The organism is Rhizobium sp. NFR07 (genome assembly GCF_900111905.1).
Taxonomy (GTDB): Bacteria; Pseudomonadota; Alphaproteobacteria; order Rhizobiales; family Rhizobiaceae; genus Neorhizobium.
The window spans coordinates 326,061-350,187 of sequence record NZ_FOKM01000007.1 but is presented as its reverse complement, the minus strand read 5'-3'; the positions used below and the strand labels follow the sequence as shown (position 1 = coordinate 350,187).

The 24,127-nt window shown below is 61.8% G+C and carries 24 protein-coding genes; 19 read left to right on the top strand and 5 right to left on the bottom strand.

Annotation, left to right across the window (positions count from 1 at the left end; all coding sequences use genetic code 11):
* The coding region (locus tag BM216_RS17380) for a helix-turn-helix domain-containing protein (RefSeq protein WP_143102789.1) at nucleotides 1-314 on the bottom strand (314 nt) is incomplete at its 3' end.
* A 171-nt stretch (nucleotides 315-485) separates the two neighbouring features.
* On the opposite strand from BM216_RS17380, the gene BM216_RS17375 reads away from it, so the two are divergent.
* The 9 genes from BM216_RS17375 to lipA all read left to right on the top strand — a co-directional run bounded on the left by BM216_RS17375 (nucleotide 486) and on the right by lipA (nucleotide 9,063).
* Complete coding sequence (locus BM216_RS17375; protein WP_093000448.1) at nucleotides 486-803, top strand: FtsB family cell division protein; 318 nt, start codon at nucleotides 486-488, stop codon at nucleotides 801-803.
* Nucleotides 804-989: 186 nt separating this feature from the next.
* Nucleotides 990-2,060 carry a pyruvate dehydrogenase (acetyl-transferring) E1 component subunit alpha gene (pdhA, locus tag BM216_RS17370; protein ID WP_093000447.1) on the top strand — a complete coding sequence of 357 codons (1,071 nt, stop codon included), beginning with the start codon at nucleotides 990-992 and terminating at the stop codon, nucleotides 2,058-2,060.
* An 18-nt stretch (nucleotides 2,061-2,078) separates the two neighbouring features.
* Nucleotides 2,079-3,512 (top strand): pyruvate dehydrogenase complex E1 component subunit beta, encoded by a 1,434-nt coding sequence (locus BM216_RS17365; protein ID WP_093000446.1) that lies wholly within the window; start codon nucleotides 2,079-2,081, stop codon nucleotides 3,510-3,512.
* A 12-nt stretch (nucleotides 3,513-3,524) separates the two neighbouring features.
* On the top strand, nucleotides 3,525-4,913 hold the full coding sequence (locus tag BM216_RS17360) for a pyruvate dehydrogenase complex dihydrolipoamide acetyltransferase (RefSeq protein WP_093000445.1): 1,389 nt from the start codon (nucleotides 3,525-3,527) through the stop codon (nucleotides 4,911-4,913).
* A 79-nt stretch (nucleotides 4,914-4,992) separates the two neighbouring features.
* The gene (locus tag BM216_RS17355) at nucleotides 4,993-5,424 is read left to right on the top strand and encodes an endonuclease domain-containing protein (RefSeq protein WP_093000444.1); all 432 of its coding nucleotides are present in this window, start codon (nucleotides 4,993-4,995) and stop codon (nucleotides 5,422-5,424) included.
* Nucleotides 5,421-6,059, top strand: a complete 639-nt coding sequence (locus BM216_RS17350; protein WP_093000443.1) for an SGNH/GDSL hydrolase family protein — start codon at nucleotides 5,421-5,423, stop codon at nucleotides 6,057-6,059. Before BM216_RS17355 ends, BM216_RS17350 begins: the two co-directional genes overlap by 4 nt.
* Before the next feature lie 74 nt (nucleotides 6,060-6,133).
* Nucleotides 6,134-7,579 carry a dihydrolipoyl dehydrogenase gene (gene lpdA, locus BM216_RS17345; RefSeq protein ID WP_093000442.1) on the top strand — a complete coding sequence of 482 codons (1,446 nt, stop codon included), beginning with the start codon at nucleotides 6,134-6,136 and terminating at the stop codon, nucleotides 7,577-7,579.
* 226 nt (nucleotides 7,580-7,805) lie between these two features.
* Nucleotides 7,806-8,051, top strand: a complete 246-nt coding sequence (locus tag BM216_RS17340) for a GlsB/YeaQ/YmgE family stress response membrane protein (RefSeq protein ID WP_093000441.1) — start codon at nucleotides 7,806-7,808, stop codon at nucleotides 8,049-8,051.
* A 37-nt stretch (nucleotides 8,052-8,088) separates the two neighbouring features.
* Nucleotides 8,089-9,063 carry a lipoyl synthase gene (gene lipA / locus BM216_RS17335; RefSeq protein WP_093000440.1) on the top strand — a complete coding sequence of 325 codons (975 nt, stop codon included), beginning with the start codon at nucleotides 8,089-8,091 and terminating at the stop codon, nucleotides 9,061-9,063.
* 21 nt (nucleotides 9,064-9,084) lie between these two features.
* On the opposite strand, the gene BM216_RS17330 is transcribed toward lipA, so the two are convergent.
* Entirely contained in the window at nucleotides 9,085-9,270 is a 186-nt protein-coding gene (locus BM216_RS17330) for a hypothetical protein (protein WP_093000439.1), read from the bottom strand.
* A gap of 214 nt (nucleotides 9,271-9,484) precedes the next feature.
* Between BM216_RS17330 and BM216_RS17325 the strand changes: the two genes are divergently transcribed.
* On the top strand, nucleotides 9,485-10,009 hold the full coding sequence (locus BM216_RS17325) for a P-loop NTPase family protein (RefSeq protein WP_244530221.1): 525 nt from the start codon (nucleotides 9,485-9,487) through the stop codon (nucleotides 10,007-10,009).
* A 31-nt stretch (nucleotides 10,010-10,040) separates the two neighbouring features.
* The gene (locus BM216_RS17320) at nucleotides 10,041-10,499 is read left to right on the top strand and encodes a type II toxin-antitoxin system RatA family toxin (RefSeq protein ID WP_093000437.1); all 459 of its coding nucleotides are present in this window, start codon (nucleotides 10,041-10,043) and stop codon (nucleotides 10,497-10,499) included.
* Nucleotides 10,500-10,503: 4 nt separating this feature from the next.
* Here BM216_RS17320 and BM216_RS17315 read toward each other — a convergent pair whose 3' ends face one another.
* Both BM216_RS17315 and BM216_RS17310 read right to left on the bottom strand, forming a co-directional pair.
* The gene (locus BM216_RS17315; protein WP_093000436.1) at nucleotides 10,504-11,004 is read right to left on the bottom strand and encodes a CinA family protein; all 501 of its coding nucleotides are present in this window, start codon (nucleotides 11,002-11,004) and stop codon (nucleotides 10,504-10,506) included.
* Nucleotides 10,985-12,205, bottom strand: a complete 1,221-nt coding sequence (locus BM216_RS17310; RefSeq protein ID WP_093000435.1) for a bifunctional 2-C-methyl-D-erythritol 4-phosphate cytidylyltransferase/2-C-methyl-D-erythritol 2,4-cyclodiphosphate synthase — start codon at nucleotides 12,203-12,205, stop codon at nucleotides 10,985-10,987. Before BM216_RS17310 ends, BM216_RS17315 begins: the two co-directional genes overlap by 20 nt.
* A gap of 150 nt (nucleotides 12,206-12,355) precedes the next feature.
* Between BM216_RS17310 and dusB the strand changes: the two genes are divergently transcribed.
* The 8 genes from dusB to hflX all read left to right on the top strand — a co-directional run bounded on the left by dusB (nucleotide 12,356) and on the right by hflX (nucleotide 22,635).
* Entirely contained in the window at nucleotides 12,356-13,384 is a 1,029-nt protein-coding gene (gene dusB, locus BM216_RS17305; protein WP_177230815.1) for a tRNA dihydrouridine synthase DusB, read from the top strand.
* Entirely contained in the window at nucleotides 13,381-14,529 is a 1,149-nt protein-coding gene (locus BM216_RS17300) for a two-component system sensor histidine kinase NtrB (RefSeq protein WP_093000434.1), read from the top strand. The genes dusB and BM216_RS17300 overlap by 4 nt, the downstream gene beginning before the upstream one ends.
* Complete coding sequence (gene ntrC, locus BM216_RS17295; RefSeq protein ID WP_093000433.1) at nucleotides 14,526-15,977, top strand: nitrogen regulation protein NR(I); 1,452 nt, start codon at nucleotides 14,526-14,528, stop codon at nucleotides 15,975-15,977. The genes BM216_RS17300 and ntrC overlap by 4 nt, the downstream gene beginning before the upstream one ends.
* 313 nt (nucleotides 15,978-16,290) lie before the next feature.
* Nucleotides 16,291-18,564 (top strand): sensor histidine kinase NtrY-like, encoded by a 2,274-nt coding sequence (locus tag BM216_RS17290; protein ID WP_093000432.1) that lies wholly within the window; start codon nucleotides 16,291-16,293, stop codon nucleotides 18,562-18,564.
* Nucleotides 18,554-19,918: a nitrogen assimilation response regulator NtrX gene (locus BM216_RS17285; RefSeq protein ID WP_093000431.1), complete on the top strand. Its 1,365-nt coding sequence runs from the start codon at nucleotides 18,554-18,556 to the stop codon at nucleotides 19,916-19,918. Before BM216_RS17290 ends, BM216_RS17285 begins: the two co-directional genes overlap by 11 nt.
* Before the next feature lie 87 nt (nucleotides 19,919-20,005).
* A complete protein-coding gene (locus BM216_RS17280) occupies nucleotides 20,006-20,869 on the top strand; it encodes a D-amino-acid transaminase (protein ID WP_093000430.1) in 864 nt (287 codons plus the stop codon).
* Between the two features lie 107 nt (nucleotides 20,870-20,976).
* On the top strand, nucleotides 20,977-21,219 hold the full coding sequence (gene hfq / locus BM216_RS17275; protein ID WP_007757453.1) for an RNA chaperone Hfq: 243 nt from the start codon (nucleotides 20,977-20,979) through the stop codon (nucleotides 21,217-21,219).
* Between the two features lie 75 nt (nucleotides 21,220-21,294).
* On the top strand, nucleotides 21,295-22,635 hold the full coding sequence (hflX, locus tag BM216_RS17270) for a GTPase HflX (protein WP_093000429.1): 1,341 nt from the start codon (nucleotides 21,295-21,297) through the stop codon (nucleotides 22,633-22,635).
* 237 nt (nucleotides 22,636-22,872) lie between these two features.
* Here the strand turns inward: hflX and BM216_RS17265 are convergent, their stop codons facing one another.
* On the bottom strand, nucleotides 22,873-24,072 hold the full coding sequence (locus tag BM216_RS17265; RefSeq protein WP_093000428.1) for an FAD-dependent oxidoreductase: 1,200 nt from the start codon (nucleotides 24,070-24,072) through the stop codon (nucleotides 22,873-22,875).
* Nucleotides 24,073-24,127: the final 55 nt, after the last annotated feature.

Here is a 24,127-nt window from a genome sequence, read left to right as displayed (position 1 = left end):
GTTCCGCCGCGTTCGTAGCGCCTCTCCCAATCGGCAATACTGCTCTTGTTGCGGATGTTGAAAACCGCCGCAGCCTGACGATGGGAAAGCCCATCTTCCCATATCCGATGAAGTACCGATAGCTTGAACTCGGCATCGTAGCGGCTGAACTTCTTCTCCAGCCCCGAAAGACCGTGAGCCGCATGGATTGCCACCCACTTGCGAACCGTCGAATGATCAATCCCGAACCGAGTGCCGATCGCACGGAAACCATCCGTACCACCCGCATAGGCAGACACCACCGACTGCTTGAACGATATGCTGTATCTAGACATGCAAAACCCCGAAAAGTTGGGTCCAACTTTCCGGGGTCAGTTCACCAGCGCGGGCCTTTTTGCGTCGCACAGAAGAAACGAATGCTTAAGCAAGTTCTGCGATTTTGGACCAACTGTCATCAGGATCCATGAAGCTGATCCTGCCGCGTAGGATCAGGGCGTCGAAGAGGCATGTGGACAAAACATCATAAGAAGAGAAAGTTCGGTGGTTTCGTCCTTCCTGCCATCACCGTCGCTTTCCTCTCCTATTTCGGCTATCATTCGATCCATGGCGATCTCGGACTGATCGCCACCGAAAATTTTGAGAAGCAGCGGCTGGCGCGCAGCGCCGAGCTTGCGGCGCTGACCGCCAAGCGAGAGGCGCTGGAGCGGCAGGTGCATCTGATGAGCGACGGCTCGCTCGACAAGGACATGCTGGACGAAATCGCGCGGTATCAGCTTAATGTTTCGCGCTCGGACGAAATCGTCATCTTCAACAACTATTTCTGAATTAACCGAATTCCGGTTAACTTGATATTTCTCAAGTTATTTCAATGACTTGAAAAGAATGTGTGCCATGCAATTATGGCATTGCTGGGTCGTGCTTTCTTCCCTATGTTACGCGGCGAAACCAGGGTGCGTCATTTTGACATGGCGGCCCTCTCGTTCATAAGAGCAGCACATAGGGAGGGATCGATGGCGCAAGCAAAATCCGCGTCTACGTCCGGCCGCAAGCCCGCGGCAAAGTCTGCAACGAAAACAGCTTCCAGGACCGCTTCGAAGGAGTTTACCGGCAAGAACACGCCGGACTTCAACAAGGACGACGAGCTGCACGCCTATCGCGAAATGCTGCTCATCCGCCGTTTCGAAGAAAAGGCCGGCCAGCTTTACGGCATGGGCTTCATCGGCGGCTTCTGTCACCTTTACATCGGCCAGGAAGCTGTCGTCGTCGGCATGCAGATGGCGCAGAAGGAAGGCGACCAGGTTATCACGGCCTATCGTGACCACGGTCACATGCTGGCGACCGGCATGAGTGCTCGCGGCGTCATGGCCGAGCTCACCGGACGCAAGGGCGGCTATTCCAAGGGGAAGGGCGGCTCGATGCACATGTTCTCCAAGGAAAAGCATTTCTACGGCGGCCACGGCATCGTCGGTGCGCAGGTCTCGCTCGGCACCGGTCTGGCCTTCGCCAATTCCTACCGCGGAAATGACAGTGTCTCGGTCGCCTATTTCGGCGACGGCGCTGCCAACCAGGGCCAGGTCTACGAGAGCTTCAACATGGCAGCACTCTGGAAGCTGCCGATCGTCTATATCGTCGAGAACAACCGTTACGCCATGGGCACCTCGACCGCCCGCGCGACGGCGCAGTCGAACTATTCGCTGCGTGGTTCCGGCTTCGGCATTCCTGGCATCCAGGTCGATGGCATGGACGTTCGTGCCGTCCGCGCTGCCGGTGAAGAGGCGCTTGCCCATTGCCGCGCCGGCAAGGGTCCGATCATCCTCGAAATGCTGACCTATCGTTACCGTGGTCACTCCATGTCGGACCCGGCCAAGTACCGGACCAAGGAAGAAGTGCAGAAGATGCGCTCCGAGCAGGACCCGATCGAACAGGTGCGCATGCGCATCCTCGACGGCGGCTGGGCTACCGAAGACGAGCTGAAGGCAATCGACAAGGACATCCGCGACGTCGTCTCGGACAGTGCCGATTTCGCCCAGAACGATCCCGAGCCGGATGCGTCCGAGCTCTACACCGACATTCTGCTCTGATCGCGGGGAGGGAACCCTATGCCAATCGATATCCTGATGCCCGCGCTTTCTCCGACGATGGAGGAAGGCACGCTTTCCAAGTGGCTGAAAAAAGAAGGTGACAAGGTCACCTCCGGCGACGTGATCGCCGAAATCGAAACCGACAAGGCGACCATGGAAGTGGAAGCCGTCGATGAAGGCGTGATCGGCAAGCTGCTGGTCGAAGCCGGCACCGAAAACGTCAAGGTCAACACCAAGATCGCGGTCCTGCTCGCCGAAGGCGAAAGCGCCGATGCGATCTCGTCCGACCAGTCGGCCGAAAAGCCGGCAGAGCCTGCCAAGGCGGATGCCGACACTCCGGCTGCGACTTCGGACGCTGCCGGCGGCAAGGCCCGCGAAGCCAAGGACGAAGCATCGTCCGCTTCCGACAAGGTCCCGGCCCAGCCGAAGATCGATGTCGCCAACGACCCGGACATCCCGGCCGGCACCGAAATGGTGTCGACCACGGTGCGTGAAGCGCTGCGCGACGCCATGGCTGAAGAAATGCGCCGCGATGGCGACGTGTTCGTTATGGGTGAGGAAGTCGCCGAATATCAGGGCGCCTACAAGATTACGCAGGGCTTGCTGCAGGAATTCGGCGCCCGTCGTGTCATCGACACTCCGATCACCGAACACGGCTTTGCCGGCGTTGGCGTCGGTGCTGCGATGGCGGGCCTGAAGCCGATCGTCGAGTTCATGACCTTCAACTTCGCCATGCAGGCGATCGACCAGATCATCAACTCGGCTGCCAAGACGCTGTATATGTCGGGTGGCCAGATGGGCGCTCCGATCGTGTTCCGCGGCCCGAACGGCGCTGCCGCCCGCGTCGGCGCACAGCACAGCCAGGACTATGCGGCCTGGTACAGCCAGATCCCGGGCCTCAAGGTCGTCATGCCCTACACGGCAGCCGACGCCAAGGGCCTGCTCAAGGCCGCGATCCGTGATCCTAACCCGGTCGTCTTCCTCGAAAACGAGATCCTCTACGGCCAGCATTTCGACGTTCCGAAGCTGGATGACTTCGTCCTGCCGATCGGCAAGGCGCGCATCCACAAGAAGGGCACCGACGTCACTGTCGTCTCTTTCGGCATCGGCATGACCTATGCGGTCAAGGCGGTCGAGGAACTGACGAAGGAAGGCATCGATGTCGAGCTGATCGACCTTCGCACCATCCGCCCGATGGACCTGCCGACCGTCATCGAATCGGTGAAGAAGACCGGCCGTCTGGTCACCGTCGAGGAAGGCTATCCGCAGAACTCGGTCGGCACCGAAATCGCCACCCGCGTCATGCAGCAGGCCTTCGATTATCTCGATGCGCCGGTCCTGACGATCGCCGGCAAGGACGTTCCGATGCCTTACGCGGCGAACCTCGAAAAGCTGGCGCTGCCGAATGTCGGTGAAGTCGTCCAGGCGGTGAAGACCGTCTGCTACAAGTAAGGGGAGGTCCCGATGCCTATCAACATCACAATGCCTGCCCTTTCTCCGACCATGGAAGAGGGCAACCTTTCCAAGTGGCTGGTCAAGGAAGGCGACACGGTCAAGTCCGGCGACGTGATCGCCGAGATCGAGACCGACAAGGCGACGATGGAAGTCGAAGCCGTCGATGAAGGCGTTGTCGCCAAGCTCGTCGTGCCGGCCGGCACGGACGGTGTCAAGGTCAACGCCCTGATCGCAATCCTCGCCGAGGAAGGCGAAGACGTTTCGGCGGCCGCGTCCTCCGGCGGTGGTTCTGCGCCGAAGGCAGAAGCTGCCAAGACCGAAGAGAAGTCCGACGCTCCGAAGGCAGAGGCCGCCAAGGCTGAAACCGCTTCGGAAGCGCCTAAGACCGACAAGCCGATCACCGATGCTGCTCCGGCTGCATCGACCCCGGCGCCGGTTGCCGATGGCAAGCGCGTGTTCTCCTCGCCGCTCGCCCGTCGTCTCGCCAAGGAAGCCGGTCTCGACCTGTCCGCCGTCACCGGCTCCGGCCCGCATGGCCGCGTCGTGAAGGCAGATATCGAGAAGGCCGTGTCTTCCGGTGGCGCCAAGGCGGCTCCGGCTGCTGCCGCACCGGCTGGCGGCGCTGCTGCTCCGGCCATGGCAAAGGGTCCGTCGGACGACAACGTGCTCAAGCTGTTCGCGGAAGGCTCCTACGAGCTTCTGCCGCATGACGGCATGCGCAAGACGATCGCCTCGCGCCTCACCGAATCGAGCCAGACCGTTCCGGCCTATACCGTCTCGATGGATTGCGAACTCGACGCCATGCTGAAGCTGCGCGGCGAGATCAATGCCTCGGCACCGGTGAAGAAGACGGAGAAGGGCGAGGTTCCGGCCTTCAAGCTCTCGGTCAACGACTTCATCATCAAGGCGATGGCGCTTGCGCTGCGCGATGTCCCGATGGCGAACGCCTCTTGGACCTCGACCGCCCGCGTTCTGCACAAGCACGCCGATGTCGGCGTTGCCGTGTCGATCCCGGACGGCCTGATCACGCCGATCGTCCGCAAGGCCGAGGAGAAGTCGCTTTCGGTCATCTCCAACGAGGTCAAGGATCTCGCCAAGCGGGCCCGCGACAAGAAGCTGAAGCCGGAAGAATACCAGGGCGGCACCACTTCGGTCTCCAACCTCGGCATGTTCGGCGTCTCGAGCTTCACCTCGATCGTCAACCTGCCGCAGGCCTCGATCGTTTCAATCGGCGCCGGCGTCGAGAAGCCGGTCGTTCGCGGCGGCAAGATCGAAGTCGGCACGGTGATGACCGCGACCTTCGCCTTCGACCATCGCGTCATCGACGGCGCGCTCGGCGCGGAACTGGCTTCCGCCTTCAAGCGCTACATCGAAAATCCGATGTCGATGCTGGTGTAGTTCGTGTCTCCCTCCCCCTTGCGGGGAGGGTGTCCGCGTGAGCGGACGGGTGGGGGTGGATCGACCGGAGGTGCGTTGGATGGCATGGAATCGAGAGAAACCAAATCCGCCTAGCGTATCCGCTGCCCGGAACGCCCTGAAGCTACGCAGGACGATGACCGATGCGGAACGCCGTCTCTGGACGGCGCTTCGCAAGGAATTATCCGAGATTTCCGGCACGCATTTCCGCCGCCAGATGGCTATCGGTCCTTATGTTGCCGACTTCGTCAGCCTCGATCGGCGCCTGATCGTCGAAGTGGACGGAAAAATTCACGAGGACCGGGATCAGCGTATTCGCGACAATGAGCGGGATGCCTATCTGAGGGGCCAGGAGTTTCGCGTGATGCGTTTCTCGAACCGGGAAGTGATGTTGGACATGCCTTCGGTATTGAGGCGAATTGAAATGGCGTTGGCCACCCCCACCCCCAGCCCCTCCCCACAAGGGGGAGGGGAACAGCAGGTGCGCCCATGAAAACCGTTCTCTGCTTCGGCGACAGCCTGACCTGGGGTTTTGACGCGCAAGGCCGTGGTCGTCATGCCTATGAAGACCGCTGGCCGAGCGTGCTGGAGGCGGCGCTTGGCGAGCAGGTCACGGTCATCGCCGAAGGGCTGAACGGCCGTACCACCGGTTATGACGATCATCTGGCCGATTGCGACCGCAATGGCGTGAAGAACCTGCCGACGGTGCTGCACAGCCATATGCCGATCGATCTCGTCATCGTCATGCTCGGCACCAACGACCTGAAGCCGATGATTGCGGGCTCGGCACATGCCGCGCGCGCCGGCATCCAGCGGCTGGTCGGGCTGATCCGCCATCACGACTATTCCTTCGACTTCGATGCGCCGGATGTCCTGATCGTCTCACCGCCCTCGTTCAGCGAGACGGCCGATCCGATCTTCTCGGCCGTCTATCGCGGCACGAGAGAGGAATCGACGATGCTCGCCTCGCTCTATCGCGATCTCGCGGATGATCTCGGCTGCGGCTTTTTCGATGCCGGTTCGGTGGCGAAGACCAGTCCGGTCGATGGCGTTCATCTCGATGCCGAAAATACCCGCGCCATCGGACGCGGCCTCGAGCCGATCGTCCGCATGATGCTCGGTTTGTAGCAACGAAGAATTCACATGGCAGGCCGCGGATTGCTGGCCGCCCAATGGAAATGCAAGGATAAAGGCAGGAAACAATGGCTCAATCCTACGATCTCATCGTCATAGGCGCCGGTCCGGGCGGCTATATCGCGGCGATCCGCGCGGCCCAGCTCGGCATGAAGGTTGCCGTCGTCGAGCGCGAACATCTCGCCGGCATCTGCTCCAACTGGGGCTGCATCCCGACCAAGGCGCTGCTCAGAACCGCCGATGTCATGCACACCGCCCAGCACGCCAAGGATTACGGCCTGACGCTGGAGGGCTCGATCAAGCCGGACGTCAAGGCTATCGTTGCCCGTTCGCGCGGTATTGCCGCCCGCATGAACAATGGCGTCGGATTCCTGTTCAAGAAGAACAAGGTCGACATCATCTGGGGTGAAGCCAAGATCACCAAGCCGGGCGAGATCGTCGTCGGCAAGATTTCCAAGCCGGTCGTCCAGCCGCAGGGTCCGGTGCCGAAGAACACGCTCGGCGAGGGCACCTATACCGCCAAGCACATCATCGTTGCGACCGGCGCCCGTCCGCGCGCGCTTCCCGGCATCGAGCCGGAAGGCAAGCTGATCTGGACCTATTTCGAAGCGATGAAGCCGGAAGAGCTGCCGAAGTCGCTGCTCGTCATGGGCTCGGGCGCCATCGGCATCGAATTCGCGAGCTTCTATAATGCCATGGGCGTCGACGTCACCGTCGTCGAGATCATGAGCCAGGTCATGCCGGTGGAAGACGCCGAGATTTCGACCTTCGCCAAGAAGCAGTTCGAAAAGCAGGGCATCAAGATCCATCTGGAGGCCAAGGTCGCCAAGGTCGAGAAGGGTTCCAACTCGATCACCGCGACGATTGAAAAGAAGGACGGTTCGTCCGAAAAGATCACCGCTGACCGGATGATCTCGGCCATCGGCGTGCAGGCGAACATAGAAAACATCGGATTGGAAGCTGCCGGCGTGAAGACCGATCGCGGCTTCGTCGTCATCGACGGCTACGGCAAGACCAACGTCGAGGGCATCTACGCGATCGGCGACGTCGCCGGCGGTCCGCTGCTCGCCCACAAGGCCGAGCACGAGGCGGTCGTCTGCGTCGAGAAGATCGCCGGCCTTCCGAATGTCCACGCCACCGACAAGAGCAAGATCCCGGGCTGCACCTACTGCAATCCGCAGGTCGCCTCGGTCGGCCTCACGGAAGCCAAGGCCAAGGAGCAGGGCCGCGACATCCGCGTCGGCCGCTTCTCGTTTGCCGCAAACGGCAAGGCCGTCGCGCTCGGCGAGGACCAGGGCATGGTCAAGACGATCTTCGACAAGAAGACCGGCGAACTGCTCGGCGCCCATATGGTCGGCGCGGAAGTCACCGAACTCATCCAGGGCTTCGTCGTCGCCATGAACCTCGAGACGACCGAGGAAGACCTGATGCACACCATCTTCCCGCATCCGACACTGTCGGAATCGATGAAGGAAAGCGTGCTTGATGCGTATGGACGGGTGCTGAACGCTTAAGTGGAGAAATCCCCTTCATCCGCCCTTCGGGCACCTTCTCCCCGAGGGGAGAAGAGGGAGCTTGACGAGCCGTTGCCGTTCCTCCTCTCCCCTCGGGGAGAGGGTCGCCGAGCGTAGCGGAGGCGGGGTGAGGGGGGCTTTCCCCGAGGCGAGAGACGTCGGGGAAAGCATTGCGGATGGGCAGACAACCTCCCATATCGAGTGCAAGAATTTAACGGAGTTATCTATGGGCGTGGGCTGGTTTGCGGCAATCATCATCGGGGGCTTGGCGGGTTGGCTGGCCGGCAAGCTGATGGACATGCGCTTCGGCATCTTCATGAACATCGTGATCGGCATTGTCGGTGCAGTTCTGGCCAATGCGATCTTCGACAGCGCAAACATCCATGTCGCCAGCGGATGGCTGGGTTACCTGGTGCAGGGTTTCGTCGGCTCGTGCATTTTGCTATTCGTCGCAAAACTCGTCAGACGTTGACGATACCCGCCATATGAGCGGTTGAGGACAGTTACAGATGGTCACCATTCTCGACAGGACGAATCTCACTGATGAGAAGCGCGTCCGCCATCCGGAAAAGGCGCATCGCCCGGATACCGAGGTTCTGCGCAAGCCCGAATGGATCCGCGTTAAGGCGCCGGTTTCCAAGGGCTACCAGGAAACCCGATCGATCGTGAAGGAGCACAAGCTCGTCACGGTCTGCGAGGAAGCGGGCTGCCCGAATATCGGCGAGTGCTGGGACAAGAAGCACGCGACCTTCATGATCATGGGCGAGATCTGTACCCGCGCCTGCGCCTTCTGCAATGTCGCGACCGGCAAGCCGAATGCGCTCGATATGGCCGAGCCGGAAAACGTCGCCAAGGCCGTCAAGCAGATGGGCCTCGAACATGTCGTCATCACCTCCGTCGACCGTGACGATTTAGAGGACGGTGGCGCGGAGCATTTCGAAAAGGTGATCTGGGCGATCCGTGCGGCCTCGCCGAATACGACGATCGAGATCCTGACGCCGGACTTCCTGAAGAAGCCGGGTGCGCTGGAGCGCGTCGTCGCCGCCAAGCCCGACGTCTTCAACCACAATATGGAAACCGTACCGGGCAACTACCTGACGGTTCGTCCCGGCGCCCGCTATTTCCACTCGATCCGGCTCCTGCAGCGGGTCAAGGAACTTGATCCCACCATGTTCACCAAGTCCGGCATCATGGTCGGCCTGGGTGAAGAGCGGAACGAAGTGCTGCAGCTGATGGATGACCTGCGCACCGCAGACGTGGACTTCCTGACGATCGGCCAGTATCTGCAGCCGACCCGCAAGCATCATGCGGTGATGAAGTTCGTCACGCCGGAAGAGTTCAAGTCTTACGAGACGGTCGCCTATACGAAGGGTTTCCTGATGGTCTCGTCGAGCCCGCTGACCCGTTCGTCGCACCATGCCGGCGACGATTTCGCGCGGCTCAAGGCGAACCGCGAAAAGAAGCTGCTGGCTGCCGCCGAATAGGCGGCACCCGGCGTCTTATCCTTATTCGGCTGCCTCGATCTTGCGGGGCTTGTCCTGGCCGTGCCTGCGTTCCCGCAGCGTGGCCTTGTGTCCGCGCGTCTCGCCCTTTGCCATTTCGATGAAATAGGCAAGCATCGGCAACCCATTCATGTCTGCGAGCTGCTTCGCGGATTCGAGCAGCTTTATCATCTGTGCGAAATCGTCCATGGGTATGCGTCTTTCGGATGGTTTTGTCTTCAGAATGTTGCAACGCACCAATATAGCGCGGATTGCGATGTCAGGTACATTACAACTCGGCCCTTGGGCACATTAAATTTCTTTAACTTGAAATTTATCAAACTGAAAGCGGGGGAGGCTGACGGTGGACATCACATCCGAGCGAGTTGCGATACGCTCCGTGAATATCGCGGATGCGGCAAAAATGCTTGTGCATTCCGATCGCGTTCTCGTCATCGGCTGCTCGGGCGGCGGCAAGTCGACACTCTCCCAGAAGCTCGGCCGGCGATTTGCGCTCGACTATATCTCGATCGATCGCGACGTGCTTTGGCTGCCGGGCTGGATTCAGCGCGACAAGGAAGATCAGCTTGCGCGCACCAGGCGTCTGATCGCCGGGAATCGCTGGGTGATGGACGGCACCAATACTTCGACCTTCGATATCCGCGTCCCGCGTAGCGATCTGGTGATCTGGGTACGGATGCCGCGCTACCTCAATGTCTGGGGGATACTGAGCCGCTGGGCCAGACACCGAGGCGAGACGCGTCCTGAGATGGCGGTCGGTTGCCCGGAAAAGGTCGATTGGGAGTTCTTTCGCTTCGTCTGGACCTGGGAGGCCGTTTTTGCTCCGCGCGTCATTGCGGCCCTTCAGCAGACCGCCGGCGATAAGCCTGTCTTGGTTCTCACATCGCGGCGGCAGACGCGCGAGCTGCTAGATCTCGTCGGGGCTTGATCTTGAAAGGGTGTCCGCTTAACTGCAGATCATGCCCAAGTTCGAAATCCGCCGCCCCGTCAAGCACAGCCCCGAAAAGATGTACGCTCTCGTCGCCGACGTCGAGCGCTATCCGGAATTCCTGCCTCTCTGCGAGGCTCTCTCCATCCGTTCGACCAAGGAGCGGGATGGAAAGACGCTGCTGCTCGCCGACATGACCGTGGGCTACAAGGCGATCCGCGAGACCTTCACCACCCAGGTGCTGCTCAATCCGGCCGAACAGGCGATCGACGTGAAATATATCGAAGGCCCGTTCAAATATCTCGACAACCGCTGGCGGTTCGAGCCGGCTGCCGATGGCGGGCAGGGCTCTGTCGTGCATTTCTATATCGACTATGAATTCAAGAGCATGATTCTCGGCGCGCTGATGGGTTCGATGTTCGATCGGGCGTTCCGCATGTTCACCGATGCATTCGAAACGCGCGCGGACAAGATCTACACCCCCGCCTGAGACTTTAGCGGACGGCCACGTCCCGCAGCATTTCGAAGGCCGTGCGAACGGTTGCGAGCCGGATCTCTGTCCGTCCGATATCTCCATAGCGCATTTCGCGATGGATGATCGCGCCATGCCGGTTACGGGCGGCGAGATGCACGAGGCCAACGGGCTTTTCCACCGATCCGCCTCCGGGGCCGGCGATGCCAGTCACGGCAACTGCAAGTGCTGCGCGCGAACGGAAGAGCGCACCCTGGGCCATCTGCAGCGCCGTTTCCCTAGATACCGCGCCAAAAGCTGCAAGTGTCGTGGATTTCACGCCCAGCAGGTCCATCTTCGCCTCGTTCGTGTAGGTGACGAAGCCGCGATCGACGACAGCCGACGAGCCGGCAATTTCCGTCAGCGCACCGGCGATCAGGCCTCCCGTACAGGATTCCGCCGTTGCGACCATCAGGCCACGGGCGGAAAAGTCCGCGATGATCCGGCGTGCTTCTTCATCGATATCAGAGGGAAAGAGGCTCATGCTGCTCACCGCGATAGACCACCGTGGCCGTTGCAATCGCTGCAATGCCTTCGCGGCGGCCGACGAACCCGATCGTCTCGTTGGTGGTCGCCTTGACCGAGCAGCGATCGATCGTGATGCCGAGGATCGAAGACAGATTTTCGCGCATCTTGTCGCGATGCGGGCCGACCTTGGGAGCTTCGGCAATCAGCGACACATCCGCATTCATGATGGTGCCGCCTTTTTCGCGCACGATCTTTGCCGCATGCTCCAGAAAGATCCTGGAAGGCGCGCCCTTCCACTGCATGTCGGATGGCGGAAAGTGGTCACCGATATCGCCCGCGCCGCAGGTTGCGAGCAGGGCGTCGGTCAGCGCGTGCAATGCCACGTCGGCATCGGAGTGGCCGCTCAGCTTCTGGTCATGGGGAATGAACACGCCGCACAGCGTCACGCCGTCGCCCGGTACCAGCTGATGCACGTCATAGCCGTTGCCGCAACGGACGTCGGGCAGGGCGTCTGCCGGGAGTTTCGAGGAGAGTTTTTCGTCGGCCATTGCGATATCCCGTCTGACGGTAAGCTTTATGTTGTCGACCGACCCTTCGACGATGGCGACCGGCAGTCCCGCCCATTCGGCAATCGCCGCATCGTCGGTGAAGTCGTCGCGGCGAAGGGCCGCGGCCTTTTCATGGGCGGAACGGATCTCGGAGAGAAGGAAACTCTGCGGCGTCTGGGCGGCGTACAGGCCGTTCCTCGATACGGTCTCGTGGACCAGGCCGTCGCTTCCGCCGCGCTTCAGCGTATCGGTCACCGCGACAGCCGGAAGCACGGCATCGACGCCCTCGTCGAAGGCTTTTGCGATGCGGTCCAGCATGTCGTGGTCGATGAAGGGCCTCGCCGCGTCATGGATCATGACGTGGGTCGCCTCGGTGCCGGAAAGCGCCCGCAGTCCCTCGTAGACGGAACGCTGACGGGTGTCGCCCCCGAAAGTGGTCACCACCGTCTCCTTATCGCCCAGTCCTTCCGTGGCTGCGGCATAAAGCGCCTCGTCATCGGCATGGATGACGACCACGATCGGGCCCCGCCTCTGCCATTTCAGAAAGGTCTCGAGCGTGTGCGCAATGACCGGACGGCCGCCGATCGGACGGTACTGCTTCGGCCCCTCGTCTGGAGACCCAGCTCTTTCACCTCGTCCTGCAGCGACGATGACGATACCGATTGTCATGGAGTTGTCGTCCCCGTGTCCTAGCGATTTGGATTGACAGCGGCAGAACTATAGCCTCAAAAGCCGCTTTTCCAGCGTGTCGCTTAAAAATAACGCAGCCTGTGAATCTCTCTTGGCAAACGCGTCTTACCTGAATAAAAATAGTGCAAAATGCCTACTTGCCTGAAAGATCATCATTTGCATTCCAGTGATCTTGCTAGACCATTCCAGATTGGCTCCGTCACCGTCCGAAACAGGGCGGTGCTCGCGCCGATGTCCGGCGTCACCGATCTCGCGTTCCGAAAGCTTGCCTGGCGTTTCGGTGCGGGCCTTGTCGTGACCGAAATGGTGGCGAGCCGCGAGCTCGTCATGAACAAGGGCGAGTCCTGGGCGCGTCTTAAGAACGCAGGCATGACGCCGCATATGGTGCAGCTGGCCGGCCGCGAGGCGCACTGGATGGCAGAGGCCGCGAAGATCTCGGCCGATAACGGCGCGGATGTCATCGACATCAACATGGGGTGCCCGGCCAAGAAGGTGATCGGCGGTTATTCCGGTTCTGCGCTGATGCGCGATCCTGACCACGCCCTGTCGCTGATCGAGGCGACGGTGAAAGCAGTGTCGGTGCCGGTCACCGTCAAGATGCGTCTCGGCTGGGACCATGATTCGCTCAACGCGCCGCTGATTGCCCGCCGGGCGCAAGAAGCGGGCGCGCAACTGATCACCGTACATGGCCGCACCCGCATGCAGTTTTACGAGGGCAAGGCGGACTGGGATGCGATCCGCGCGGTGCGCGACGTCCTCTCCATTCCGCTTATCGCCAATGGCGACGTCCAGACGCCGGAGGATGCGGCCGATATTTTGCGCCGCTCCGACGCCGATGCCGTCATGGTCGGCCGCGGTGCCCAGGGGCGACCCTGGCATATCGGCTGGCTCGCCGGACACGCCGCGCCGGCGGCATGCGACATCGCCGCCATCGTCATCGAGCATTATGAGGCGATGCTGGAACTTTACGGCCGCGAGGCGGGCCTGCGTCACGCGCGCAAGCATCTCGGCTGGTATATCGACCGTTACGCGCCGGAACTGGCGCAACAGGAAAAAGCGGCAGTCATGGTTGCCCGGGATCCGGATGACGTCATCAGCCGTCTGTCATCGATCTTCGCCATGGCCGGCCGCACTCAGTCCCACAGGGAGGCCGCATGACCAAGTCCGCCGTACAGGACGCCGCCCACGGGCAGGCGCTCGCCATGGCCGTTCTCAACGCCGTGCAGAACCCGGTTATCCTCGTCGATCAGGCCGGCAAGATCGCATTCGCCAATTGGGAGGCCGAGTCCTTCTTCGGCGCGAGCGCGTCGCATCTGGCGAAATACAAGATTTCCAGCTTCATCCCCTTCGGCAGCCCGCTTCTGGCGCTGATCGAGCAGGTGCGCGAACGCAAGGCGCCGGTCAATGAATACCGTGTCGATCTGTCGTCGCCGCGGCTCGGCCAGGAAAAGCTGGTCGATCTCTACGTGGCGCCGGTTGCCGGTGAACCCGGTTCCGTCGTCGTGGTGTTCCAGGAGCGCTCGATGGCCGACAAGATCGACCGCCAGCTGACCCACAGGGCGGCGGCGCGTTCGGTGACCGGTCTTGCATCGATGCTGGCACACGAGATCAAGAACCCGCTTTCGGGCATCCGCGGCGCAGCACAGCTTCTGGAAACCTCGGTTCCCGACGAGGACCGTGCGCTGACCCGCCTGATCTGCGACGAGACCGACCGCATCGTTTCGCTGGTCGACCGGATGGAGGTCTTTTCCGACGAGCGCCCGGTCGATCGCGTGCCGCTCAACATTCACTCGGTGCTGGATCACGTGAAGGCGGTCGCCAAGGCCGGCTTCGCCCGCGATATCAAGATTTCCGAGATGTACGATCCGTCGCTGCCGCCGGTTTATGCCAATCGCGACCAGCTGGTGCAGGTCTTCCTCAACCTGATCAAGAACGCGGCCGAGGCTGTCCACGACCAGCCGGATGCGGAAATCATGCTGACCACGGCCTACCGTCCGGGCATCAAGCTTTCGGTCGCCGGCACGCGTGACAAGATCTCGCTGCCGCTGGAATTCTGCGTCATCGATAACGGCCCGGGCGTTCCGCCCGATCTCGTGCCGCATCTCTTCGATCCCTTCATCACCACCAAGACGAACGGGTCCGGCCTCGGTCTCGCGCTGGTTGCCAAGATCATCGGCGGCCATGGCGGCATCGTCGAATGCGACAGCCAGGCCCGCAAAACCATATTCCGTGTTCTGATGCCCATGCACAAGGACGACGCCGGCGACGGCCGCGCCTTGAACTCCACAGGAAGCGTTAAATGACTGCCACGATCCTTGTCGCCGACGACGACGCAGCCATCCGCACGGTCCTCAACCAGGCCTTGACCCGGGCTGGATACGACGTCCGGATCACGTCCAATGCCGCAACGCTCTGGCGGTGGGTATCCGCGGGCGAGGGCGACCTCGTCGTCACCGACGTGGTGATGCCCGACGAGAACGCGTTCGATCTTCTGCCGCGCATGAAGAAGGCCCGGCCGGACCTGCCGGTGCTCGTCATGAGCGCCCAGAACACGTTCATGACGGCGATCCGTGCCTCTGAAAAGGGCGCCTACGACTATCTGCCGAAGCCTTTCGATCTCACCGAGCTGATCGCCATTGTCGGCCGCGCGCTTGCCGAGCCGAAGCGCAAGCCGGCCCGCCTCGACGACGACATGCAGGACGGCATGCCGCTGGTCGGTCGTTCGGCGGCGATGCAGGAAATCTACCGCGTTCTGGCCCGTCTGATGCAGACCGACCTGACGCTGATGATCACCGGCGAATCCGGTACCGGCAAGGAACTGGTCGCCCGTGCGCTGCATGACTACGGCAAGCGCCGCAACGGCCCGTTCGTTGCCATCAACATGGCGGCCATCCCGCGCGATCTGATCGAATCGGAACTGTTCGGCCACGAAAAGGGCGCATTCACCGGAGCCCAGAGCCGGTCCACCGGCCGCTTCGAACAGGCAGAAGGCGGCACTCTGTTCCTCGACGAGATCGGCGACATGCCGATGGATGCCCAGACCCGGCTCCTTCGTGTTCTCCAGCAGGGCGAATATACGACGGTCGGTGGTCGCACGCCTATTCGCACCGATGTGCGCATCGTCGCGGCGACCAACAAGGACCTGAAGCAGCTCATCAATCAGGGCCTGTTCCGCGAGGATCTCTACTATCGCCTCAACGTCGTGCCGCTGCGCCTGCCGCCGCTGCGCGACCGTGCCGAGGACATTCCGGATCTCGTCCGCCACTTCATGCAGATGGCGGAGAAGGAGGGGCTGGATCCCAAGCGCTTCGAGAACGAGGCGCTCGACGTGATGAAGGGTTACGCCTGGCCGGGCAACGTGCGCGAACTTGAAAACCTCGTGCGTCGCCTGATGGCGCTCTACCCGCAGGACGTCATCACCCGCGAGATCATCGAGCAGGAACTGCGTGCCGATGTTCCCGACAGCCCGATCGACAAGGTGGCACCGCGCAACGGTTCGCTGACGATCGCCCAGGCGGTCGAGGAAAACATGCGCAGCTATTTCGCAAGCTTCGGCGATAACCTCCCGCCGCCCGGTCTTTATGATCGAGTGCTGACCGAGATGGAATATCCGCTGATTCTGGCTGCGCTTACCGCCACCCGCGGCAACCAGATTAAAGCAGCCGATTTGCTCGGTTTGAACCGCAACACGCTGCGCAAGAAGATCCGCGAACTCGGCGTTTCGGTCTATCGAAGCTCGCGTTCCGCCTAGTATTCGCAAGCAAGTCCGCGAGAATAGGGACCGGGCAGCCGGCCTCTGCTCGCGGAATTTCAAACGTTTCACAAAGAATTGCGTGAATAGACTTGTTTCAGGCGATACTGATGCACGCGCGGCTTGACAGCCTCGCATCATCGTTGCATTTTCGCCACAATGCGTTGCTTAGAGGTCACGCAGGTGCCCCTGGTTCGATCGCCTGATTCTGTGACGGTCGAAGCGACGGACATCCTTTTTCAACGGTATTGATGCGTCTGGCCCCCAAGGGGTGCAGGCGACAAGGCATTTGGTCTTGAGGACGGAGGACGCGATGGTTGGCGGCGGGACGGCATCTCTTGCCGACGGTCAGTCGGCGGCCGCTATCCAGGACCGGCGCGCCTCTTTCGCGCTTCCGGGCATCCTGCTTGCCGGCGGCGCGCTGATCTGCGCCAGCCTGACGCTGCTCGTGCTGCTCGGCGTGACGCCGATCGCGCCGACCGGCAATGTCGTCATCGCCTCGGCGGCCCTCAATTCACTCTTCATCCTCGGGCTGATGTATCTGATCGGCAGGGAAGTGACGCGACTGCTGCGTGCGCGCAATCGCGGCCGTGCGGCGGCGCGGCTGCATGTGCGCATCGTCGTGCTGTTCTCGATCGTGGCGATCACGCCTGCCGTTCTCGTCGCGATCTTCGCCAGCCTGACGCTGAATGTCGGCCTGGACCGCTGGTTCTCGCTGCGCACGCAGTCGATCGTGCAGTCTTCGCAGGACGTGGCGCGCGCCTACATGCTGGAAAATGCCAGCTATCTGCAGGGCCAGACCGTCTCCATGTCCAACGACCTGGAGCGCAACCGGGCGATGTTCTATCTCGACCGCACCGGTTTCCTCGACCTGATGACCCGCCAGGCGCGGGGCAGGGGCCTGCTCGGCGCCTTCCTGGTGCAGGAGGATGGTGCTGCGATCGCGCAGGCCGATATCAAGGTCGAAAAACCTCTGCCGGCGATCCCTGCCGATGCGCTGAAATCGGCGGCTGCCGGTCAGCCGACGCTCATTCCGCCTGGCGTGACGAACCTTGTCGGCGCTGTGATCAAGACGGACGCTATCTCCGGCACCTATCTCTACACCATCCGCGCGGTCGATCCGAAGGTCATGAACGCCATGCGCCTGATGGAGGAGAACACCGCCGAATACAAGGCGATGGAAGCCGGGCGCATGTCGCTGCAGGTGGCCTTCGCCGTGCTCTATCTCGGTTTCGCGCTGATCGTGCTTCTGGCGGCCATCTGGGCGGCCATCGCGGTCGCGGACCGGATCGTTCGCCCGATCCGCCTGCTCATCAGTGCGGCGGACAGCGTCGGTGCGGGCAATCTCAACGTGGTGGTGCCGGTGCGCGCGGCCGATGGCGACGTCGGTAGCTTGTCTCGCACCTTCAACAAAATGATTTCGGAAATCCGCAGCCAGCGTGACGAGATCCTCGAAGCCAAGGACGAAGTGGACGACCGCCGTCGCTTCATCGAGGCGGTGCTTTCCGGTGTGACGGCCGCGGTCATTGGCGTCGAAGACGACCGGCGCATCGCCATCGTCAATCCGTCGGCCGAAGAGATGTTGGGTGCCAGCGCCGAGAGCCTGATCGGCAAGACACTGCAGGAGGCGGCACCCGAGATCGACCCGGTCCTGACCGAGGCAACGGCCCGCTCGCGTGGCGATTTCCGCAAGCAGGTGAACCTGATGCGCGGCGGCAAGGAGCGGACGCTGTCCGTGCAGGTTACCCGCGAAGAGCAGCGCAGTCCGCATGACAGCTACGTCATCACGCTCGACGACATTACCGATCTGGTGATCGCGCAGCGCTCGACCGCCTGGGCCGACGTCGCGCGCCGCATCGCCCACGAGATCAAGAACCCTCTGACGCCGATCCAGCTTTCGGCCGAGCGCCTGAAGCGGCGCTATGGCAAGCAGATCGATGAAAACGACCGCGCGGTCTTCGATCAATGCACGGACACGATCGTCCGGCAGGTGGGCGATATCGGCCGCATGGTGGACGAGTTCTCGTCATTCGCCCGGATGCCGAAACCATCGAAGGAAATCACCGATCTGCGCGGCATCCTCAAGGATTCCATATTCCTGCGCGAAATGGGGGCAAGCCATGTCGAGTTCATCAGCGAACTCGGCGAGCAGCCGCTCGAGGGCCTGTTCGATGCGCGCATGCTGGGTCAGGCCTTCGGCAATCTGGTGAAGAATGCCGTCGAGGCGATCGAGTCGGTGCCATCGGGCGAGGAGCGGGACGGTCAGAAGGTGATGGTGCGCTCGAGCTACGATCCGGCCAAGGAGGTCTTCATCGTCGATGTGATCGACAATGGCGTCGGCCTGCCGACGGAGAACCGTCACCGGATTCTCGAGCCCTATATGACGATGCGCGACAAGGGCACCGGCCTCGGCCTCGCGATCGTGAAGAAGATTATTGAAGAGCACGGTGGGCAGCTCGAATTGCACGACGCTCCCGCCGATTTCGATCATGGCAAGGGTGCCATGATCAGGGTGGTTCTGCCGCATGTCGAAGCGGCCGGCGCATCCGCCAGTGATAAGAACAAGGAAATTGCTTATGGCGTCTGACATTCTGGTCGTCGATGACGAGGCGGATATCCGCGAAATCGTTGCGGGCATCCTATCCGACGAAGGGCACGAAACGCGCATGGCGCATGACAGCGACAGCGCGTTGGCTGCGATCTCCGACCGCGTGCCGAGGCTGGTTTTCCTCGATATCTGGATGCAGGGTTCCAAGCTCGACGGGCTGGCACTGCTCGACGAAGTCAAGGCCCGCCATCCGGACTTGCCGGTCGTGATGATCTCGGGCCACGGCAATGTCGAGACGGCGGTCTCGGCCATCAAGCGCGGCGCCTTCGATTTCATCGAGAAGCCGTTCAAGTCCGATCGATTGATCCTGATCGCAGAACGGGCACTGGAAAACTCCAAGCTGAAGCGCGAGGTCTCCGAACTCAAGCGCCGGACGGGCGATGCCGCCGAGCTCGTCGGCACCTCGGTCGCCGTGTCGCAGCTGCGCCAGACGATCGAAAAGGTGGCGCCGACCAACAGTCGCATCATGATCCTCGGCCCGTCCGGATCCGGCAAGGAACTGGTGGCGCGGATGATCCACCGCAAGTCTTCCCGCGCGACCGGGCCGTTCGTGGCGCTGAATGCCGCGACGATCACGCCCGAGCGCATGGAGATCGCCCTGTTCGGCACGGAGGGCGGTCCCGGCCAGGCGCGCAAGATCGGCGCGCTGGAAGAGGCCCATCGCGGCATCCTCTATCTCGACGAGGTCGGCGAAATGCCGCGCGAGACGCAGAACAAGATCCTGCGCGTGCTCGTCGACCAGCAGTTCGAGCGCGTCGGCGGCTCCAAGCGGGTCAAGGTCGATGTCCGCATCATCTCCTCGACGGCCTACAATCTGGAAAACCAGATTTCCGAAGGGGCGTTCCGCGAGGATCTCTATCACCGCCTGGCGGTCGTGCCGGTCAAGGTGCCGGCGCTGGCCGAACGGCGCGAGGACATTCCGTTCCTGGTCGACATGTTCATGCGCCAGGTTTCCGAGCAGGCCGGCATCCGTAGCCGAAAGATCGGCGATGATGCGATGGCGGTGCTGCAGGCCCATGACTGGCCGGGCAATATCCGCCAGCTGCGCAACAATATCGAGCGCCTGATGATTCTCGCCCGCACCGACGGTCCGGATACGGCGATCTCCGCCGACATGCTGCCGACCGATCTCGGCGACATGCTGCCCAAGGTCTCGTCAAAGGGCAATGTCCACATCATGACGCTGCCGCTGCGCGAAGCCCGTGAAATGTTCGAGCGCGACTACCTGATCGCACAGATCAACCGCTTCGGCGGCAATATTTCGCGCACGGCCGAATTCGTGGGGATGGAACGCTCGGCGCTTCACCGTAAGCTCAAGTCACTCGGCGTCTGAGTCGCCGCGGTTATCATGTGACGGCAAGGCGTCGGGCGGGCGCTTTGTTTCGCCAAGGGGACTTCCTGCCCGGATAAAGCGAACAGCATGTCGAGAATTGCCTATGTCAACGGCCAGTATCTTCCTCACACGGACGCTGCCGTCCATGTAGAGGACCGCGGCTTCCAGTTCGCCGACGGCGTCTATGAGGTCTGCGAGGTCCGCAACAGCCTGATCGTCGATCTGACACGGCATCTCGATCGTCTGGACCGTTCGTTGAGCGAGTTGCGCATGGCCTCGCCGATGGACCGCAAAGCCATGACGGTCGTCATTCGCGAGGTTCTGCGCCGTAACCGGGTCAGGAACGGCATCTTCTATCTGCAGGTGACCCGCGGCGCCGCACGCCGCGACCACTTCTTCCCGGCAGCGGACACGGCTCCGACGCTCGTCATCACGGCAAAGTCGGTCGATCCGTCGATCGCACGCAAGAAATACGAGACGGGCATCAAGGTCATCACCGTGGCGGAAAATCGCTGGGACCGCGTCGACATCAAGAGCGTCGGCCTGCTTCCCAATGTGTTGGCCAAGCAGCAGGCGCGCGACGCCGGCGCCCAGGATGCGATCTATATCGACCGTAACGGCATCGTCATGGAAGGCGCATCCTCCAATGTCTGGATCGTCACGCCCGACGGTGCGCTCGTCACCCGCCCGGCAGAGCATGGCATCCTGCGCGGCATCACCCGCACGACGGTGCTCGATGTGGCGGCATCGCTGCAGCTTTCCGTCGAGGAGCGCGAGTTCACCGCGGAAGACATGCTGGCGGCGCGCGAAGTGTTCTTCACATCCGCCACCGGCACCTGCGTGCCGATCATCGAAGTTGATGGAAAGACCATTGCCAACGGCCATCCGGGCACTGTCGCATCCAGCATTCGGGACGCCTTTTTCGACATTGCGGAAAAGACGGCGATTTGATAACCAGATGTCGGGGGAAGGGGGAGTACGCGGGGCGTCTCCCGATCATCTCTTAATGCGTTATCATTTCCCGGCGTGTAGCCGGCAAGAAAGAAAGAAGCGGCGCCATGGCGGAACGTTCTCAGAACCTGCAGGATTTATTTCTTAACACCGTTCGCAAGCAAAAGATTTCCCTGACAATATTCCTCATCAACGGGGTCAAGCTCACGGGAGTCGTCACATCCTTCGACAACTTCTGCGTCCTTCTTCGTCGTGACGGGCACTCCCAGCTCGTGTATAAGCACGCGATTTCGACCATCATGCCGGGCCAGCCGATGCAGATGTTCGAGACGGAAGAAAACGCAGCGTAAGGATAGAGACAGATTTCGAACCGAGATACGTCTAACGAATCGCTCGTCCCGGAAGCCGAGAAGCACCGGGACGATATGCGTGCTGTCGTGGTGGTCCCCGTGCTCAAGCAGACACGGGCACGCACCGGGCAGGGCGATGCGCCGGCGATCGCCGTCCCGCAGCGCTCCAACGAGGCCCGCCTCGAGGAGGCAACCGGCCTTGCGCGCGCCATTGATCTGGAAATTGCGCAGGGACTGATCGTCTCCGTCAATCAGCCGCGTCCGGCGACGCTGATGGGCAGCGGCAAGATTGAGGAGATCAAGGCGCTGCTCGACGAGAAGGATGCCGGTCTCGTCATCGTCGATCATCCGCTGACGCCGGTGCAGCAGCGCAATCTCGAAAAAGAACTGAATGCCAAGGTCATCGACCGTACCGGCCTGATCCTCGAGATCTTCGGCCGCCGCGCTTCCACCAAGGAAGGCACGCTGCAGGTCGATCTGGCGCATCTCAACTACCAGAAGGGCCGTCTGGTCCGGTCCTGGACCCACCTTGAACGCCAGCGCGGCGGTGGCGGGTTCATGGGCGGACCGGGTGAAACCCAGATCGAAGCCGACAGACGCCTTCTGCAGGACCGTATCGTCAAGCTGGAGCGGGAGCTCGAGCAGGTCGTCCGCACCCGCCAGCTGCATCGCGCCAAGCGCCGCAAGGTGCCGCATCCGATCGTGGCGCTGGTCGGCTATACGAACGCCGGCAAGTCAACGCTGTTCAACCGCATCACTGGTGCAGGCGTTCTGGCCGAAGACATGCTGTTTGCGACGCTCGACCCAACGCTTCGCCGCATGAAGCTGCCGCATGGCCGCACCGTCATCCTGTCCGATACCGTCGGCTTCATCTCCGACCTGCCAACCCATCTGGTCGCCGCCTTCCGGGCGACGCTGGAAGAGGTGCTGGAAGCGGACCTGATCCTGCATGTGCGCGACATGTCCGACCCGGACAATGCCGCCCAGTCCCATGACGTCCTGCGCATCCTTGCCGATCTCGGCATTGATGAGAAGGAAAGTTCCGAGCGCCTCATCGAGGTCTGGAACAAGATCGACCGGCTCGATCCGGAAACCCATGACGCGCTGTTCGAGCGCGCCAAGGGCCGCGAAAACATCATGGCACTCTCGGCGATCACCGGCGAGGGGCTCGATGCCCTGATGGACGAGATCGCCAAGCGCCTCTCCGGCGTCCTGACCGAGACCTCGATCACCATCCCGACCGACAAACTGTCGCTCGTCTCCTGGATCTACGGCAACTCGATCGTCGATGACCGCAAGGACAACGAGGACGGTTCGGTGACGATGGATGTGCGCATGTCGGAAACCCAGGCGGCGGAACTGGAACGCCGGCTTGGGAACGGGCCGAAACCCGAGAAGGAAGACTGGGAGCGGTAGGCTTCCAGTCATGTGAGACCCCTCACCAACAAAATCTAAGACTTAGCCTTTGGCTAAGATGTTGATTTTGTAACCTCTCCCACAAGGGGAGAGGTAGGCGCCGAGTTCGCCTCCCCAGTATCTTTCCCCTTGTGGGAGAGAAAGCGATTTCGACATCTTAGCTTTAACTAAGTGTTAGAAATCGCAAGTGAGGGGACGTTCGTTTCTCCATCTGCCGGTTTTTAAACTCCCTATAGTTTACAACCTCTCCACCCCGATCCTCTTCAACGGATCCAGAAAATCGCCCGTCACCAGTCGGCTGACGATCGAGCGGATCACGGGCAAACCCGTCGTCGGCGCAATGGCGATGTCACGGAGCAGCGGCAGGACCCGGCTGTCCGACTGGTAGAACGGCGTCAGTGCCGCGCTCAAGGTCTGGTAGAGCGCGACATGCATCCAGCGCTGCCGCACATGCAGTCTCAGTGCCTCGTCGAGAGACGCGGAGCCTTCCAGAGCGGAGGCCAGCGATGCTGCGTCGAGCAAAGCCATGTTGGCGCCCTGTCCGAGCTGCGGGCTCGTTGCATGCCAGGCGTCGCCGATGCGCAGCACGTTGCGTCCGGCAACCGGCTTGCGGGTGTGGTGGCGATAACGGGCATGGACCGGCTCGGCGATGTCGGCAAAGGCCGCCGCCTGCGGCCACAGCGCCGCGACCTCGTCGGTCCAGGCGGCGCGGCCCGCCTTGCGCCAGGGCTCGATATCCCGGTTGCGCAGGCTCCAGAAGAATGTCGCCATTGCAGGTGCGCCATCGGCCGCCGTGCCGACCGGCAGGACGCCCGTCATGCGGCTTGCCTTCTCGTAGCGTTGCTCGAGTTCGTTTGCATGGAACGGACCATGTTCCGGCCAAGGCACCGTCGCCCAGAGCGCGCCATAGCCGAGTTCTTTCGCCGAATCGTGTCCGACCGGCGAACTTGCCCCCATTGCATCGACGACGAGGTCTGCGGAAGGCGCCCTCCTGCCATTGTCGAACATGATGCCCGGTCTGGCGCCGGGCTCGAAACCGGTCACCTGCGACGAGGTCTCGAAGGCGACGCCGGCGTCGATCGCTGCCTGCAAGAGAAGATCGAACAGCGCGACTCGCTGGATGGCGATGCCGTACTCACCCTTCCTGTAGGATATGTCGAGCACCGTCTTGCCGGCTCCGTCGGTCTCCTGTCCCGCAAGGCTGCCATGCATGCGATGGATCTCCGCGCCCCGCGCCCTCGCGCCATCAAGCAGGCGCATGGTCGCCAACACTGCCTGGCCCGTCGGTTGCAGCACGAAGCCCGAACCGACCGGCTGCGGCGCCGCCATCTGGTCGTAGATTACCACCTTTGCGCCGCGTCCGGCCAGCATGGCGCCGAGTGAAAGTCCACCGATACCCGCACCGGCTATCGCCACGTCCAGCCGTTCGAGCCTCATTTCGTTCGCCTTTCCAACGGTCACGCAAGGTCTGCTCGGATCCGCACCAGATGGG

What these genes read in the sequence shown, in the direction of transcription:
- BM216_RS17375 (WP_093000448.1), top strand. Translation starts at nt 486, where the DNA reads ATGTGGACAAAACATCATAAGAAGAGAAAGTTCGGTGGTTTCGTCCTT.
- pdhA (WP_093000447.1), top strand. Translation starts at nt 990, where the DNA reads ATGGCGCAAGCAAAATCCGCGTCTACGTCCGGCCGCAAGCCCGCGGCA.
- BM216_RS17365 (WP_093000446.1), top strand. Translation starts at nt 2,079, where the DNA reads ATGCCAATCGATATCCTGATGCCCGCGCTTTCTCCGACGATGGAGGAA.
- BM216_RS17360 (WP_093000445.1), top strand. Translation starts at nt 3,525, where the DNA reads ATGCCTATCAACATCACAATGCCTGCCCTTTCTCCGACCATGGAAGAG.
- BM216_RS17355 (WP_093000444.1), top strand. Translation starts at nt 4,993, where the DNA reads ATGGCATGGAATCGAGAGAAACCAAATCCGCCTAGCGTATCCGCTGCC.
- BM216_RS17350 (WP_093000443.1), top strand. Translation starts at nt 5,421, where the DNA reads ATGAAAACCGTTCTCTGCTTCGGCGACAGCCTGACCTGGGGTTTTGAC.
- lpdA (WP_093000442.1), top strand. Translation starts at nt 6,134, where the DNA reads ATGGCTCAATCCTACGATCTCATCGTCATAGGCGCCGGTCCGGGCGGC.
- BM216_RS17340 (WP_093000441.1), top strand. Translation starts at nt 7,806, where the DNA reads ATGGGCGTGGGCTGGTTTGCGGCAATCATCATCGGGGGCTTGGCGGGT.
- lipA (WP_093000440.1), top strand. Translation starts at nt 8,089, where the DNA reads ATGGTCACCATTCTCGACAGGACGAATCTCACTGATGAGAAGCGCGTC.
- BM216_RS17330 (WP_093000439.1), bottom strand. Translation starts at nt 9,270, where the DNA reads ATGGACGATTTCGCACAGATGATAAAGCTGCTCGAATCCGCGAAGCAG.
- BM216_RS17325 (WP_244530221.1), top strand. Translation starts at nt 9,485, where the DNA reads ATGCTTGTGCATTCCGATCGCGTTCTCGTCATCGGCTGCTCGGGCGGC.
- BM216_RS17320 (WP_093000437.1), top strand. Translation starts at nt 10,041, where the DNA reads ATGCCCAAGTTCGAAATCCGCCGCCCCGTCAAGCACAGCCCCGAAAAG.
- BM216_RS17315 (WP_093000436.1), bottom strand. Translation starts at nt 11,004, where the DNA reads ATGAGCCTCTTTCCCTCTGATATCGATGAAGAAGCACGCCGGATCATC.
- BM216_RS17310 (WP_093000435.1), bottom strand. Translation starts at nt 12,205, where the DNA reads ATGACAATCGGTATCGTCATCGTCGCTGCAGGACGAGGTGAAAGAGCT.
- dusB (WP_177230815.1), top strand. Translation starts at nt 12,356, where the DNA reads ATGCCTACTTGCCTGAAAGATCATCATTTGCATTCCAGTGATCTTGCT.
- BM216_RS17300 (WP_093000434.1), top strand. Translation starts at nt 13,381, where the DNA reads ATGACCAAGTCCGCCGTACAGGACGCCGCCCACGGGCAGGCGCTCGCC.
- ntrC (WP_093000433.1), top strand. Translation starts at nt 14,526, where the DNA reads ATGACTGCCACGATCCTTGTCGCCGACGACGACGCAGCCATCCGCACG.
- BM216_RS17290 (WP_093000432.1), top strand. Translation starts at nt 16,291, where the DNA reads ATGGTTGGCGGCGGGACGGCATCTCTTGCCGACGGTCAGTCGGCGGCC.
- BM216_RS17285 (WP_093000431.1), top strand. Translation starts at nt 18,554, where the DNA reads ATGGCGTCTGACATTCTGGTCGTCGATGACGAGGCGGATATCCGCGAA.
- BM216_RS17280 (WP_093000430.1), top strand. Translation starts at nt 20,006, where the DNA reads ATGTCGAGAATTGCCTATGTCAACGGCCAGTATCTTCCTCACACGGAC.
- hfq (WP_007757453.1), top strand. Translation starts at nt 20,977, where the DNA reads ATGGCGGAACGTTCTCAGAACCTGCAGGATTTATTTCTTAACACCGTT.
- hflX (WP_093000429.1), top strand. Translation starts at nt 21,295, where the DNA reads ATGCGTGCTGTCGTGGTGGTCCCCGTGCTCAAGCAGACACGGGCACGC.
- BM216_RS17265 (WP_093000428.1), bottom strand. Translation starts at nt 24,072, where the DNA reads ATGAGGCTCGAACGGCTGGACGTGGCGATAGCCGGTGCGGGTATCGGT.